Here is a 13659-nt window from a genome sequence, read left to right on the forward strand (position 1 = left end):
CACGACAGCGCGGGCGGATCCGCCCGCGGACGGGAGCGGTCATGCGCGCGATCTGGAAGGGTGCGGTCACCTTCGGTCTGGTGAACGTCCCGGTGAAGGTGTACAGCGCCACGGAGGACCACGACCTGTCGTTGCACCAGGTCCACGACGCCGACGGCGGGCGCATCCGGTACCAGCGCAAGTGCGAGGTCTGCGGGAAGGTCGTCAGCTACGACCACATCGACAAGGCCTACCAGGACGGCGAGCAGACGGTGGTCCTCACCGCCGACGACCTGGCGTCGCTCCCCGAGGAACGCAGCCGCGAGATCGAGGTCGTCGAGTTCGTGCCGAGCGACGACCTCGACCCGATCATGTTCGACCGCAGCTACTTCCTCGAACCGGACTCGTCCTCGTCGAAGGCCTACGTCCTCCTCCGGCGGACGCTCGAGGAGACCGACCGCACGGCCATCGTGCGGTTCGCCCTCCGCCAGAAGACGCGTCTCGGTGCCCTCCGGGTGCGCGAGGACGTCATCCTCCTGCAGACGCTGCTCTGGGAGGACGAGGTCCGCGAGGTGCGGTTCCCGGCCCTCGAGGAACGCGTCCGCATCTCCGCCAAGGAACTCGAGATGTCGGAGGCGCTCGTCGAGTCCTTCTCCTCCCGCTTCCGCCCGGACGCGTTCGTCGACGAATACCAGGCACAGCTCCGGAAGCTCATCGACGCGAAACTCGAGCAGGGCGACGCACTCGACACCGCCGCCACCTTCGGCGAGCAGCCCGAACCCGACGACGACACGGGCGCCGAGCCGATCGACCTCATGGAGGTGCTGCAACGCAGCATCGAACGGCAACGTGGCACGACCAGCGCGAGGACGGCGAGTGGAGCCAAGCGATCCGGCGCCGCCAAGCCCGCCGCGACGAGCAGCTCGGCGAAGACCGGTACCGCGAAGACGGGTACCGCCAAGACGAGTGGCGCGAAGACCGCTACCGCCAAGACCGCGGCGTCGAAACCGTCGACCGCGACGAAACGCAAGAAGAGCGCCTGAGCGACGACGCCCGGGCTGAGAGGGAGCACGACATGATGGAGCACCGCGTCACCCCGTTCCTCTGGTACGACTCGCAAGCCGAGGAGGCGGCGACCTTCTACGTGTCACTGTTCCCCGACTCCCGGATCACCTCGGTGAGCCGCTACCCGGAGGGCGGACCCATGCCGGCCGGCCAGGCGATGGTCGTCGAGTTCGAGCTCGAGGGACTCCCCGTCAGCGCGATGAACGCCGGGCCCATCTTCTCGTTCACCGAGGCGTTCTCCTTCTCCGTCAGAGCCGACACCCAGGACGAGATCGACCGGCTCTGGGACGCCCTCATCGCCGACGGCGGCGCCCCGAGCCAATGCGGCTGGCTCAAGGACCGCTGGGGACTGTCCTGGCAGATCGTGCCAGGCATCCTCGCCGAACTGCAGAACGACCCCGACCGGGAACGCGCGGCACGGGCCATGCAATGCATGATGGGGCAGACCAAGTTCGTCATCGCCGAACTCGTCGCCGCAGCGGACGGTCGATAGCGGCTCCTCCACAACCGACCAACCGACGGACACCGCCCCTCCGAGACGCCGACGCAGTCCACCGTCAGCAGCTCCTGACAGACTTGCCGCATGTCCCACCCCAGCGCGCCCACCCCCGCCCACCCCGAACCGACCCCCACCGGATCGGTCGCCGAGGCGACGGCGGCGCTCGCCGCACTCACGGGCGTTCCGGGGGCCACGTTCCACGACGGTCAACTCGAAGCGATCCTCGCGCTCGTCGACGAACATCGTCGTGCGCTCGTCGTCCAGCGCACCGGTTGGGGCAAGTCCGCCGTCTACTTCATCGCGACCGCCCTCCTGCGCCGACGGGGCGGCGGGCCGACGCTGCTGGTCTCGCCGTTGCTCGCGCTCATGCGCGACCAGGTGGCGGCCGCCGAGCGCGCCGGCGTGCGCGCTGTGGCGATCAACTCGGCGAACGCACACGAATGGGACGACGTCCGGGCGCGCCTGGAGGCCGACGAGGTCGACGTCCTGCTCGTGTCACCCGAGCGGCTCAACAATCCACGCTTCCGCGATGAACAGCTCCCGACCCTCGTGGCCCGCACGGGCATGCTGGTGGTGGACGAGGCGCACTGCATCTCCGACTGGGGACACGACTTCCGACCCGATTACCGGCGGCTCGCCGAACTGATCGGACGCCTCCCGGCCGAGGTCCCGGTCCTGGCGACCACCGCGACGGCCAACGCGCGCGTCGTCCGCGACATCGCCGAGCAGCTCACCGCACCCGGCGCCGCAGGATCCCACGGAGCCGAGGTGCTCACCATCCGCGGCTCGCTCGCGAGGGCGTCCCTCCGGCTCGGCGTGCTCCGGCTGCCGGAGTCCCGGGACCGCCTCACCTGGCTGCTCAGCCACCTCGGCGGGCTCACCGGGTCCGGCATCATCTACACGCTCACGGTGTCCGCCGCGGAGGACACCGCGCGGCTGCTGCGCGAGGCCGGTCACGAGGTCCGGGCCTACACGGGCCGGACCGATCCCGATGAACGCGAGGAGTCGGAGCGGCTCCTCAAGGAGAACCGCTTGAAGGCGCTGGTCGCGACGAGCGCGCTCGGCATGGGGTTCGACAAACCGGACCTCGGGTTCGTCGTGCATCTCGGCGCTCCGTCCTCGCCGGTCGCGTACTACCAGCAGGTCGGTCGCGCCGGTCGCGCCACCGAGCATGCCGACGTCCTGCTCCTGCCCGGGGCGGAGGACGAGGAGATCTGGCAGTACTTCGCGACCGCGTCGATGCCGGACGAAGCGCGGGCCACCGCGGTGCTCGACGCACTCGACAGTCAGCCGCGGTCCACGCCCGCGCTCGAGGCGCTCGTCAACCTGCGTCGCACACCCCTCGAGCTCCTCCTCAAGGTGCTCGACGTCGACGGCGCGGTGCAGCGGGTGGCCGGGGGATGGGTGTCGACCGGGCAGCCGTGGGTCTACGACCGGGAGCGGTACCGGCGGATCGCCGAGGCCAGGGTGGCGGAGCAACAGGCGATGCTGGCTTACGAGCGGGGCGACGAGTGCAGGATGCTCGTGCTGCAACGTGAGCTCGACGACGCGAGCGCGGTGCCCTGTGGCCGGTGCGACCGCTGCGCCGGGCCGTGGTTCCCCACCGAACTCGACAGTGCGGCGGCCGCCTCCGCGTCGGAAGCGCTCGGTCGGGTCGGCGTGGAGCTCGAACCGCGGGCGCAGTGGCCCACGGGAGCCGACCGCCTCGGCGTCACCGCCGACGGCGCAGCGGTGAAGGGACGCATCGCGCTCGACGACCGCCTCGAGGCCGGGCGTGCGCTCGCTCGGCTCACCGACCTCGGCTGGGGTGGTGTGCTGCGTGAACTCTTCGCCGCGGGTGCACCCGACGCTCCCGCCTCCCGCGCGGTCATCGACGCGAGTGTCCGCGTCCTGGCGGATTGGCCGTGGACGCAACGGCCGGCCGCCGTGGTCAGTGTGCCGTCACGGTCGCGTCCGCAGCTCGTCGACTCGGTGGCGAGGGGCATCGCGTCGCTCGGGCGACTGCCGTACCTCGGGGAGCTCGACCTCGTCGGCGACGGCCCGCGCGGTGGTCCCGGCGGCAACAGCGCCTACCGTCTGGCGGGCGTCTGGGACGCCTTCACCGTCGGATCCGAACTCCGGGCGCAGCTCGCAGCGCTCGAGGGCGCGCCGGTGCTGCTCGTCGACGACCGGGCCGACAGTCGGTGGACCCTCACCGTCGCCGGTCGCGCGCTCCGCCGCGCCGGATCCGGCCCGGTCCTCCCGTTCGCGCTCGGGATCGTGGGCTGATCGCCCGTCAGCCCTCGTGGAGGCTGGAGCGGGTGTCCTTGGCCAGGTGCCGCGGCAGCAGGATCGTGCAGACGAGTCCGACGACGGCTGCTGCAGCGCAGATCGCGAAGCTCAGGCGGAAGGCGTCCGCACTGGGTGTCGTGACAACTCCGTCGGTGACGACCTGGGAGGCCAGGATGGCGCCGATCACCGCACTCGCGATCGTGGAACCGAGCGTCCGCATCACGGAGTTGAGTCCGTTGGACGCTGCCGTCTCGCTGGGCGGGACGGCACCCATGATGAGCGTCGGCATGGCGGCGTAGGCGAACCCCACCCCGAAGCCGACCGCGGTGGCTGTGAGCACGGTGTGCCAGACCTCGGTCATGAGTCCGATCGCGATCGCGTAGCCGACCGCGATGATCGTGATGCCGATCAGCAGGCTCAACCGGGCGCCCTTGGCCGCGGTCAGTCGAGCGGCGACGGGCGACATCGCCCACATGATGAGACCGCTGGGCATGAGGCAGAGGCTCGCGATGAGCATGTTCTGCCCGAGACCGACCCCGGTGCCGACCGGCGCCTCGAGGATGCCCGGGAGGACGACCGTGCTGCCGAAGAAGGCGAAGCCGACCGTGATGGATGCGAGGTTCGTGAAGAGCACCGTCCGCCTGGCGGCGATGCGCAGGTCGACGAGCGGGCTGGAGGACCGCACCTCGAACCACCCCCAGAGCAGGAGCACGACGACGCCGCCGATCAAGCAGCTGAGGGTCCCGACGCTCGTCCAACCCCACTCGTTGCCTTTCGAGACGGCGAGGAGGATCGGGACGAGGCCGGCGGCGAGACCGATCGCGCCGATCCAGTCGAAACCGCCTTCGCTCCGGAGGGTGCTCACCGGGACGAAGCGCGCGACGAGGACGAAGCCGATGAGCCCGAGTGCACCCGCGACCCAGAACAGCACATGCCAGTCCAGGTACTGCGAGATCACGGCGGAGATCGGGAGACCGACGGCACCACCGATGCCGAGGGTGGCACTCACGAGCGCGACCGCGGGGCCGAGCCGCTTCGCGTGGAGCACGTCGCGCAGGATGCTGATGCCGAGCGGGATCACGCCCATCGCCATCCCCTGGAGGGCACGGGCGACGATGAGCGGGACGATCGTGGACGAGAAGGCGGCGAGCACCGATCCGGCCATCATGATCCCGAGCAGGATGAGCACCATCCGTCGTTTGCCGTAGAGGTCGCCGAGCCGACCGGCGATCGGGGTCGCGACCGCGGCCGACAGGAGCGTGGCCGTCACGACCCACATGCTGTCGGAGGCGTGCACGCCGAGGATCGTGGGAAGCGTCGGCACGAGTGGGGTGACGAGCGTCATCATGAACGCCGCGACGAGACCGGTGAACGCGAGGCTCGTGACGACCGCCCGCTCCGGAAGCGGCTTGCGGAGTGCCGCCCGCTCCTCGTCGCTGAGCCAGGGGCGCTCGGCCCCAGGCTGGTCCTCGTCGTGGTCGTCGGGTTGCGCTGAATCCTGCGTCACGGGTCCTGTTCCTGTGGAGAGTCGATGCGGCCGAGGCCACTCGGAGTCGAACACCGTCCGCCGGCGCCGTATTCCCGGCTCGGCCGGGCCGATGGCGTCGGCCTCGTCGTCGACTCAGCGCGGGAGGCGGGGGATCGCCGCGATGAGCTGCTTCGTGTAGGCCTCGGCGGGATCGTGGAGGACCTGCGCGGTGGCGCCGGCCTCGACGACCTGCCCGTGTCGGAGGACCATCGTGCGTTCACACAGCGCGGCCACCGTGCCGAGGTCGTGCGAGACCATCACGAGCGCCAGACCGTTCGAGGCCCGCAGCTCGGCGAGGAGCTCGATGATCTGGATCCGGGTGCTCATGTCGAGGGCACTGACGGGCTCGTCGGCGAGGAGGAGCCGGGGGTTCGGGACGATCGCGCGGGCGATGGCGATCCGCTGCCGCTGGCCGCCCGAGAACTCGTGCGGGAACCGCGACGCCGCGTCGGCGGGCAGTCCCACCGCCTCGAGTGCCTCGGTCGCGCGGACGGTCGCCTGCTCGGTGGTCGCCAGACGGAGGGATCGCAGCGGTTCGGCCACGATGCGCCCGATGCGCTGCCGAGGATCGAGCGAGGAGTACGGATCCTGGAAGACGGCCTGCACCGATGCGCGGAACCGACGGACCCGTGTCCGATCGCGGGGGTCCAGTGCGCCACCGTCGAACCGGACCGAGCCCGTGGTCGGCCGGTCGAGGCCGAGCAGCAGCCGGAGGAGGGTGCTCTTACCGGCGCCGGACTGACCGACGATCCCGACGGCCTCTCCTGCGCCGACGGCCAGCGACACGTCGGCCAGGGCCTCCTGACCGCCGCGGTACCGGAAACCGACCGCATCCAGCTCGAGGATCGGCGTCGTCGTGATCGGTGCATCGGTCATCGTGGGTCCTCCAGCGCGTCGTCGAGCGCGCGTGCGCTGGTGACCAGACGACGGGTGTCCTCGTGCTGCGGTGCCGTCAGCACCTGCGCCACCGCGCCGCGTTCCACGGCCCGACCCTCGCTCAGCACGACGACCTCGTCGACCATGGTCGACACGACGGCGAGGTCGTGACTGATGAACAGGAGCGCCATGCCGCGTTCCCGGACGAGCCGGTCGATGAGCGCGAGCACCTCCGCCTGGACGGTCACGTCGAGCGCCGTCGTCGGCTCGTCCGCGATGAGGAGCTGCGGGCGACCGGCGAGCGCGATGGCGATCGCGATGCGCTGCCGCTGCCCGCCGGACAGCTCGTGGGGGTACGAGGCGGCGATGCGCGCAGTGTCGGTGAGGGACACCTCGACGAGGGCTGCTTCGACGGCCTCCTTGAGCCGTTCGCCCCGGAGTCCCAGATGGCGACGCAGGGGCTCGGCGAGCTGGGCGCCGACCCGCATGAGCGGGTCGAGTGCGGTCAGCGGCTCCTGGAAGACGAGTCCGGCAACCCGACCGCGGAGTGGCCGCAGCGCGCGGTCCGGGGCACCGATCACCTGGGTGCCGGCCAGTTCGACGCTGCCGCTCGCGCTCAGCTGTTCGCCGAGCAGCCCGATCACCGCGAGGGAGGTCAAGGACTTCCCGGACCCGGAACCGCCGATGAGCCCGAGGCGACCCCCGGCGGCGATGGTCAGGTCCAGCCCGTCGAGGAGCGGCTGCTCAGCGCCGTCGGGAGCACCGCGCCGGACGCCTCGGGTGATGGTCAGTCCGGAGATGTCGAGGAGATCGCTCATGCGCCGCGCCTCCTCGTCGGATCGCCGAGGTCCCGCAGGCCGTCCGCGATGAAGTTCACGCCCACCACGAGCATCACCACGGCGACACCCGGAGCGATCGCGCCGACCGGTGCCGTCGTGACGGTGGCCTGGGCCTCCTGCAGCAGGCGTCCCCAGGAGGCGTTCGGCGGTGGCGCGCCGAGGCCGAGGTACGACAGGCTCGCTTCGGCGAGGACGGCGATGCCGAACTGCAGCGCGAGGTTGACGCTCAGGGTGGGCCAGATGTTCGGGAGCACATGCTGGCCGATGACACCGGCCCAGCTCGTCCCGGCAGTCCTGGCCGCGACCACGTACTGCTCGCTGAGGACCCGCTTCGTGAGGATCCGGGTCAGGCGGGCCACGATGGCCGACATGGCGAGTCCGATCGCGATGATGGCGGTGCCGAGTGACGCGCCCTGGGCTGCCACGATGAGCATGGCGAGCAGGAGCACCGGGAAGGCGATCACGACGTCGAGCGCGGCGGAGATCGTGTCGTCCAGCCAGGCCGACGCGAAGGCCGCAGCGAGTCCCACGGCGATACCGATGACCGCGCCGACCGCGACGGCCCCCGCCCCGGTCGCGAGCGCGATGCGCGCACCGATCATGAGCTGGGTCATCAAATCGCGACCGAGCTTGTCCGTACCGAGCCAGTGGGTGCCGCTCGGGCCTTCGAGACGACCGCCGGAGGTGTCCGTGGGGGCGAAGGGCAACCACACGAGCGAGACGGCCGCCAGGACGGCGATGACGCCGACGAGGACGAGTCCGACGGTCAGCGTCGCGGACCGGGCGCGGCGCCGCACCGGGCGTCGGTCGGCGAGCGCGGTCTGGGCGTCGACGGCGCTCATCGGAGCCCGTTCCCCGAGATCGAAGTGCGCAGACGCGGATCGATGACCCGCTGCGCGATGTCGGCGACGAAACCCGTCAGGAGGACGACGAGGGTCGAGACGAGGAGGATGCCCTGGATGTTCGGGTAGTCGTGCTGCTGGATCGCCGTCAGGAGCATCGACCCGAGGCCGGGCAGGCTGAAGACGCTCTCGACCACGACGGCGCCGAGGAAGGTGGTGGCGAGCTCGATGCCGAGGATCGCCACGACGGGCACCGCGGCGTTCCGGGCGCCGTGTCGGAGCAGGGCCTCACCGAAGCCGGCTCCCTGCGCCCGTGCCGAGCGCAGATAGTCGCTCCCGACCACGTCGAGCGTGGCGGAGCGGACGTATCGGGTGATCGACGCACTCATGACGATGGCGATGGTGATGACCGGGAGGGCGAGGCTCGTGAGTGCCGCGGCAGGATCTGCCCAGTCGTCGCGCGGGAAGCCGCCGGACGGGAACAGTCGGAGCGTCACCGCGAACACGCTGACGAGCAGGATGCCGACCCAGAACACCGGCACGGCGATCCCGAGCTGCGAGAGGCCGGACAACGCGATCCCGTACCAGCGGTCGGCCCGGAGTGCGGACACGACACCGGCCACGAGGGCGAGCACCACGGCGAGGAGGAACGCGAGGAGCGTCAGCGGCACGGTGACCTGGAGGCGCGACGCGATCTCGGGTCCGACCGGGAGTGAGCTCACGAACGAGGAACCGAGGTCGAAGGTGAGGACGCCGCCGAACCAGGCGGCGAACTGCTCGCCGAGCGGCCGGTCGGCTCCCACCTGCTCGCGCGCCGCGTCGATCTGCTCCTGCGTGGCGTTCACCGAGAGCAGGGCGTTCGACGGGTCGCCCGGCAGCAGCCGGAGCAGCACGAACAGCACGGTCATGGCGACGAGGAACGACACCACGAGGAACGCGGATCGGCGTAGCAGGTAAGCGAGCATGGTGGACCTCAGCGTAGCGAGGCCCGGGCCGAGCGGGTGGTGCCGGTCGGCCCGGGCGTCGACTACTTGCGGACGATGTCCGCCACGAAGAACTGCGAGTTCAGGCCGTTGACCCCGTACCCCGAGACGTCGCTCGCGGCGACGACGATCTGCGGGTAGAGGTAGAGCCACACGCTCGCCGCGTCCTCGGCGATCTGCTCGTTCACGAGCTTCAGCTTCGCCGTCTGTTCCTCGGTGGTCGTCGCCTGCTCGGCCTCCGACACCCACTGGGTCACCTCGGGGTTGTCGTAGCCCCAGTAGAAGTCCGGGTTGCCGTACCAGACGACGTCGCGGTCGTTCACGTGCTCCTGGAGGGTCGCCTGGAAGTCGCGTTCCTTGAACACCTTCGAGTACCACTCGTCCGCGCTGATCGTGTTGATCTCGACCGTGATGCCGACCTTCGCGAGTTCACTCTGGAGGAACTCGGCGACGGCCGGGTGCGGGTCGTAGCTCGGGGTGTCGAGGGTGAAGGTGAAGCCGTCGGCGAAGCCCGCTTCGGCGAGCTGCTGCTTGGCGAGCTCGGGGTCGTACGGGTTCACCTGCGTGAGGTCCTCGTACCAGGGGTCCGTCGGCGGGACCATCGACCCGATGAGCGTGCCGTAGTCGCCCCAGATCGACGAGAGCAGCTTCTTGGTGTCGATCGCGGAGTACACGGCCTTGCGGACGAGCGCCTGGTCGAACGGGGCGACCCGGTCGTTGAAGGCGAGCAGCTCCTTCGTCGTGGAGTCGCCGTCGGAGACGACGTAGTCCGCGTTGTCGGTGAACTGGCTCAGCTGGTCGGGGCTCTGCACGCTCGTGATGATGTCGATCTGCTTCGTGACGAGCGCATTGCTGAGCGCGGTCGCGTCGGTGAAGTAGGTGAAGACCACCTCTGCGTTCTTGGCGGGCTCACCCCAGTAGTCGTCCCAGCGCTCGAGGCTCAGGGTGCTGCCGCGCTTCCAGTCGCCGAGCGTGTACGGACCCGTGCCGTCCTCGGTGGTCTTGAGGTCCTTCGCCGCGTCGTTGACGATCCAGACGTAGCTCAGGTTGTAGATGAAGGAGATGGAGCGCTCGGAGAGGGTGATGACGACGGTCTTGTCGTCGGGGGTCGCGATGCCGGAGATCACCGCGAAGCTGCTCTTCCGTGCCGACTGCGAGTCCTCGGCGGTCACGGCTTCGATGCTCGACTTCACGTCCGCCGAGGTGAGCGGGTCGCCGGAGTGGAAGGTGACGCCGTCCTTGAGGGTGAAGGTGTACGTCAGGCCGTCGTCGCTCACCGTGCTGTCGGCGGCGAGCACCGGTTCGACCTCGCCGTCGTCCGTGAGGCGGTACAGGCCCTCGTACACGTTGCCGGTGAAGGCCTCCGTGACGCCCTGGCCGCCGCCGCCGGTGTTGCTGAGGTTCTGCGGCTCGTAGAGCGAGCCGACGGCGATGGTCGCGTCGTCGCCCGTCGCCGAGCTGCCACCACCACCGGCGCAGCCGGCGAGGGCGACGGCGGCGGCGACGGACAGGGCGACGAGCCCGATGGTTCTCTTCACGGATACTCCTGTGGTGTGGGGGTGATGATGCTGGTGCAGGCTGTGGGGTGCTGGGGGTCAGACGGCGTAGAGGTCGAAGCCTTCGCGGAACCGGACGATCCGTTCTCCGGCGAGGACGTCTCCGGCGAACCGGTTCTGCGGCGGCGGCATCGGACAGTTGTACTGCACGGAGAAGCCGCAGGGCGGCACGAACGCGCGGTTGAAGTCGAGGACGACCTCGCCCGCCGTGCCGAAGCCGCCGTCGTCGGTCCGCTGCACGAACAGGAACCGGCCGGCGCCGTAGGTGCCCGACTCGTCATCGCGCCCGTTCGTCGCGTCGCCGAACACGAGGAGGAGCGTGCCGCCGTCGTCGAAGGCGCTCATCGTGTACTCGACGCCGTCCCGCGTGAACACGATGTCGCCGGGGACGACGAGCTCCCGTGATCCGCCGTTGTCTCGGATGTGCTCGAACGGGACGGTCCGCGAGCCGTCGACGGGCGTGAACCGCGCCGTCTGGACCCAGGCGGGGTCGTACGGGAAGACCTCGATGCCGTCGAACGCGCGGATGGCGGGTGCGTTCGCGTCCCATCGGCGGATGCCGACCTCGTCCTGGCCCGTGTCGAGGTGGGTGCGGCGGAGCGTCGTCACCGTGACGCCGCTCGGCTGCTCGGCGGCGATGGCGGCTGCGGCTGCATCGACGGTGGCTGGCGTCTCCTCCGCGAGCCACCGCGTCTCGACGAGGGCGAGGTTGCCGAGCGGCGCGGTCACGGCGGCTCGACGCTCCTCGCGCCAGGCGTCGTGCTCGGCGATCGCGTTCGGCTGCGGGGCGGTGTGGATCGGCATGTCTCGATTCTCCGGATGACGGCGGGCGGGTCCCAATCGTGTGTCCTTCGGAGTCCAGCTCGTTTCGGGCGGGAACTATTCCCGAGCCCGGCGACGACCCTGCGCGGGACGGCGAGCGACCGGGTCGCGACGGTCTGGGAGGATGTCCTCATGAACGCCACGCTCGTCCGCATGCCCGCCGATCGACTGCGGGGGTGGATGCTCGCCGCGAACGCGCAGTACCGCCTCGAACGCATCGAGGCGGGGGAGACCGAGGCAGAGGCGACGGCGAAGGCTGCACAGTCCCTCGCCGAGACGTTCCCGGCCGGCCGACTCCAGGTCGGACACCTCGTCTTCGAGGTGGTCCTCGACGAAGCCGCGGTCGGCGTGCTCTGGATCGGACCGCGGAGCACGAGCCACCCGGACGAGTGGTGGGTCTGGGACGTGGAGATCGACGAGTCGTTCCGCGGGCGTGGGCTCGGCCGGCAGGCCATGCAGCTCGCCGAGACGGCGGCCAAGGAGCAGGGCGCGAAGACGCTCGGGCTGAACGTCTTCGGATTCAACCGGATCGCGCGCGGCCTGTACGAGTCGCTCGGCTACGAGACGATGGCCGTGCAGATGCGCAAGGCGCTCTAACGCGGGTCCAGCCCGTCGATCAGCTCGGTCATGACCCGGTCGGCGAGTGACGGAGGCTTCGGGTGCCCGTCGGCGGTGGTCCGCGAGGTCGTCGCCCGGTCGAGCGCGAGGACCTCACCGTGGAGGTGCTCCATCTTCGCGTCGAGCCTGGAGGCAGCCTCGGCGGCGTGCTTGAGCTCGGCGAGCAGGCTGTCCGGCACGGCCTTGTCGTACTTGTAGTAGATCTTGTGTTCGAGGCTCGCCCAGAAGTCCATGGCGATCGTCCGGAACTGGATCTCGACGGGCACCTGCACGACGCCGTCGGACATGAACACCGGAACCTCGACGATCACGTGGAGGCTCTGGTACCCGTTCGGCTTCGGGTTCGCGATGTAGTCCTTGACCTTCACCACGGTGATGTCCTGCTGGCTCGTCAGGAGTTCGAACACCTTGTACGTGTCGGAGATGAAGCTGCAGGTGACGCGGATGCCCGCGATGTCCGTGATGTGTTCGCGGATGTCGTCGATGTCCTGCCCGTACTGCTTGCGCTCGATCTTGCCGATGATGCTCTCCGGCGACTTCAACCGCGAGCTGATGTGCTCGATCGGGTTGTAGTCGTGGATCTGCGTGAACTCCTCCTTGAGGATGTTGAGCTTCGTGGTGATCTCGTCGATGCCGAACTTGTACAGCATCATGAACCGCGTGAACTCGTCCTTGAGGCGCTTCAGCTCCTCGAGGTTGTCCGACGACGTTGGTCCGGTCATGGGCGTGCGCTCCAGCTCTGTCTCCGACGGGCCGACGGCCCGCTCGCACTCTACTGAAGCGGCCTTGGAACGCCTCTCAGCCTCCTGTGAATCAGGACCGTCGCGAGCAGTTCAGTGCTGCAGGGCCGCGCGGCGACGTGACGAGGCCTGGAGCCGGCGGGCGCGCCCGGCGGTCAGCATCAGGCCGAGGACGACCCCGGCGACGGCCCCGGACGTGTTCGCGAGGAGGTCGCGGGGATCGCTCACGCGTCCGGGGATCGCGAGTTGCGCGGCCTCGATGCCGACCGTCAGCGCGGCTGCGACGAGGATGGCGAGCCACCAGCGCCGCCGTCCGAGCAGGAGCAGGAAGAAGACGCCGATCGGGACGAACATGGCGATGTTCGCTCCGAATTCGAGGCGCTCGTAAGTGACCCACGCCGTCGACTCCCACCGGGCGAGGAGGTCGACGAGTCGGTACACGAGGGACTCGGTCCGGCCGTCGAAGGGCCGTGGGCCGAGGGTGATGGCCGCCACGAGCGCGAGGTACACCACGGTGAGGGTGCTGAGCACGGGATGGCGGCGGAACATCGGCCCAGCATGCCCGAGCCACCTTGGCGGCGCTTGAGTGTTCCCTGGACGGGGACGATGCGTCGCCGATGAGGCCGGTCGGGTCGTCAGCAGCGCGTCAGCGCCCTCGCAACCGCTCGATGTCGCGTCGTTCACGCTTCGTCGGTCGACCGGCGCCCCGGTCTCGGACGGCCACGACCTGCCGTTCCGCCGGCGTCGGCAGCGGGGGAGAGCGGTCGATGAGACATTCCGCCGCGACGTCCGCCCCGACCCGTTTCGCGATGAGGCGTCGGACCTCCACGACCCGGTCGAAGCCCGCCACGCGGAGTCGGACCTCGTCGCCGATCCTGACGGCCTGTGCCGGCTTCGCCCGCTCGCCGTTGACCCGGACGTGGCCGGCTCGGCAGGCGGTCGCGCCGGCCGAGCGGGTCTTCGTCAGCCGCACCGCCCAGATCCATGCGTCGACGCGCACGCTCGACGGGCTGTCCATCCTCCGATGGTAGAGCAGCCCAT

14 protein-coding genes are annotated in these 13659 nt (G+C 70.0%); 4 read left to right on the top strand and 10 right to left on the bottom strand.

Annotation, left to right across the window (positions count from 1 at the left end):
* Positions 1–41: 41 nt before the first annotated feature.
* From ku to ACQ3HE_RS00475, 3 genes are all read left to right on the top strand, one after another.
* A complete protein-coding gene (ku, locus tag ACQ3HE_RS00465; protein ID WP_430890858.1) occupies positions 42–1022 on the top strand; it encodes a non-homologous end joining protein Ku in 981 nt (326 codons plus the stop codon).
* 32 nt (positions 1023–1054) lie between these two features.
* A complete protein-coding gene (locus tag ACQ3HE_RS00470) occupies positions 1055–1537 on the top strand; it encodes a VOC family protein (RefSeq protein WP_371416572.1) in 483 nt (160 codons plus the stop codon).
* A 90-nt stretch (positions 1538–1627) separates the two neighbouring features.
* A complete protein-coding gene (locus ACQ3HE_RS00475) occupies positions 1628–3811 on the top strand; it encodes a RecQ family ATP-dependent DNA helicase (RefSeq protein WP_159878886.1) in 2184 nt (727 codons plus the stop codon).
* Between the two features lie 7 nt (positions 3812–3818).
* Here the strand turns inward: ACQ3HE_RS00475 and ACQ3HE_RS00480 are convergent, their stop codons facing one another.
* From ACQ3HE_RS00480 to ACQ3HE_RS00510, 7 genes are all read right to left on the bottom strand, one after another.
* On the bottom strand, positions 3819–5321 hold the full coding sequence (locus tag ACQ3HE_RS00480) for an MFS transporter (protein WP_256377216.1): 1503 nt from the start codon (positions 5319–5321) through the stop codon (positions 3819–3821).
* A gap of 114 nt (positions 5322–5435) precedes the next feature.
* Positions 5436–6218: an ABC transporter ATP-binding protein gene (locus ACQ3HE_RS00485; protein WP_079706035.1), complete on the bottom strand. Its 783-nt coding sequence runs from the start codon at positions 6216–6218 to the stop codon at positions 5436–5438.
* Positions 6215–7036, bottom strand: coding sequence for an ATP-binding cassette domain-containing protein (locus ACQ3HE_RS00490; RefSeq protein WP_430890860.1), 822 nt, complete (start codon positions 7034–7036; stop codon positions 6215–6217). Before ACQ3HE_RS00490 ends, ACQ3HE_RS00485 begins: the two co-directional genes overlap by 4 nt.
* Positions 7033–7899 carry an ABC transporter permease gene (locus ACQ3HE_RS00495; RefSeq protein WP_430890862.1) on the bottom strand — a complete coding sequence of 289 codons (867 nt, stop codon included), beginning with the start codon at positions 7897–7899 and terminating at the stop codon, positions 7033–7035. Before ACQ3HE_RS00495 ends, ACQ3HE_RS00490 begins: the two co-directional genes overlap by 4 nt.
* The gene (locus ACQ3HE_RS00500; protein WP_430890864.1) at positions 7896–8864 is read right to left on the bottom strand and encodes an ABC transporter permease; all 969 of its coding nucleotides are present in this window, start codon (positions 8862–8864) and stop codon (positions 7896–7898) included. Before ACQ3HE_RS00500 ends, ACQ3HE_RS00495 begins: the two co-directional genes overlap by 4 nt.
* Positions 8865–8926: 62 nt before the next feature.
* Complete coding sequence (locus ACQ3HE_RS00505) at positions 8927–10420, bottom strand: ABC transporter substrate-binding protein (RefSeq protein WP_191941141.1); 1494 nt, start codon at positions 10418–10420, stop codon at positions 8927–8929.
* Positions 10421–10477: 57 nt separating this feature from the next.
* Positions 10478–11242 carry a DUF1684 domain-containing protein gene (locus tag ACQ3HE_RS00510; RefSeq protein WP_079706031.1) on the bottom strand — a complete coding sequence of 255 codons (765 nt, stop codon included), beginning with the start codon at positions 11240–11242 and terminating at the stop codon, positions 10478–10480.
* A 150-nt stretch (positions 11243–11392) separates the two neighbouring features.
* Here ACQ3HE_RS00510 and ACQ3HE_RS00515 point away from each other — a divergent pair, with 150 nt between their 5' ends.
* On the top strand, positions 11393–11857 hold the full coding sequence (locus ACQ3HE_RS00515; protein WP_086473201.1) for a GNAT family N-acetyltransferase: 465 nt from the start codon (positions 11393–11395) through the stop codon (positions 11855–11857).
* Here the strand turns inward: ACQ3HE_RS00515 and ACQ3HE_RS00520 are convergent.
* The 3 genes from ACQ3HE_RS00520 to ACQ3HE_RS00530 all read right to left on the bottom strand — a co-directional run bounded on the left by ACQ3HE_RS00520 (position 11854) and on the right by ACQ3HE_RS00530 (position 13636).
* Positions 11854–12600 (bottom strand): GTP pyrophosphokinase, encoded by a 747-nt coding sequence (locus ACQ3HE_RS00520; RefSeq protein ID WP_082916274.1) that lies wholly within the window; start codon positions 12598–12600, stop codon positions 11854–11856. The two genes, ACQ3HE_RS00515 and ACQ3HE_RS00520, sit on opposite strands and share 4 nt — an antisense overlap.
* Positions 12601–12711: 111 nt before the next feature.
* Positions 12712–13167 carry a VanZ family protein gene (locus tag ACQ3HE_RS00525; protein ID WP_159878882.1) on the bottom strand — a complete coding sequence of 152 codons (456 nt, stop codon included), beginning with the start codon at positions 13165–13167 and terminating at the stop codon, positions 12712–12714.
* A gap of 97 nt (positions 13168–13264) precedes the next feature.
* Positions 13265–13636, bottom strand: coding sequence for an RNA-binding S4 domain-containing protein (locus tag ACQ3HE_RS00530; RefSeq protein ID WP_079706027.1), 372 nt, complete (start codon positions 13634–13636; stop codon positions 13265–13267).
* Between the last annotated feature and the right edge of the window lie 23 nt (positions 13637–13659).

Origin of the sequence: Plantibacter auratus (assembly GCF_050587365.1) — a bacterium.
Taxonomy (GTDB): domain Bacteria; phylum Actinomycetota; class Actinomycetes; order Actinomycetales; family Microbacteriaceae; genus Plantibacter; species Plantibacter auratus.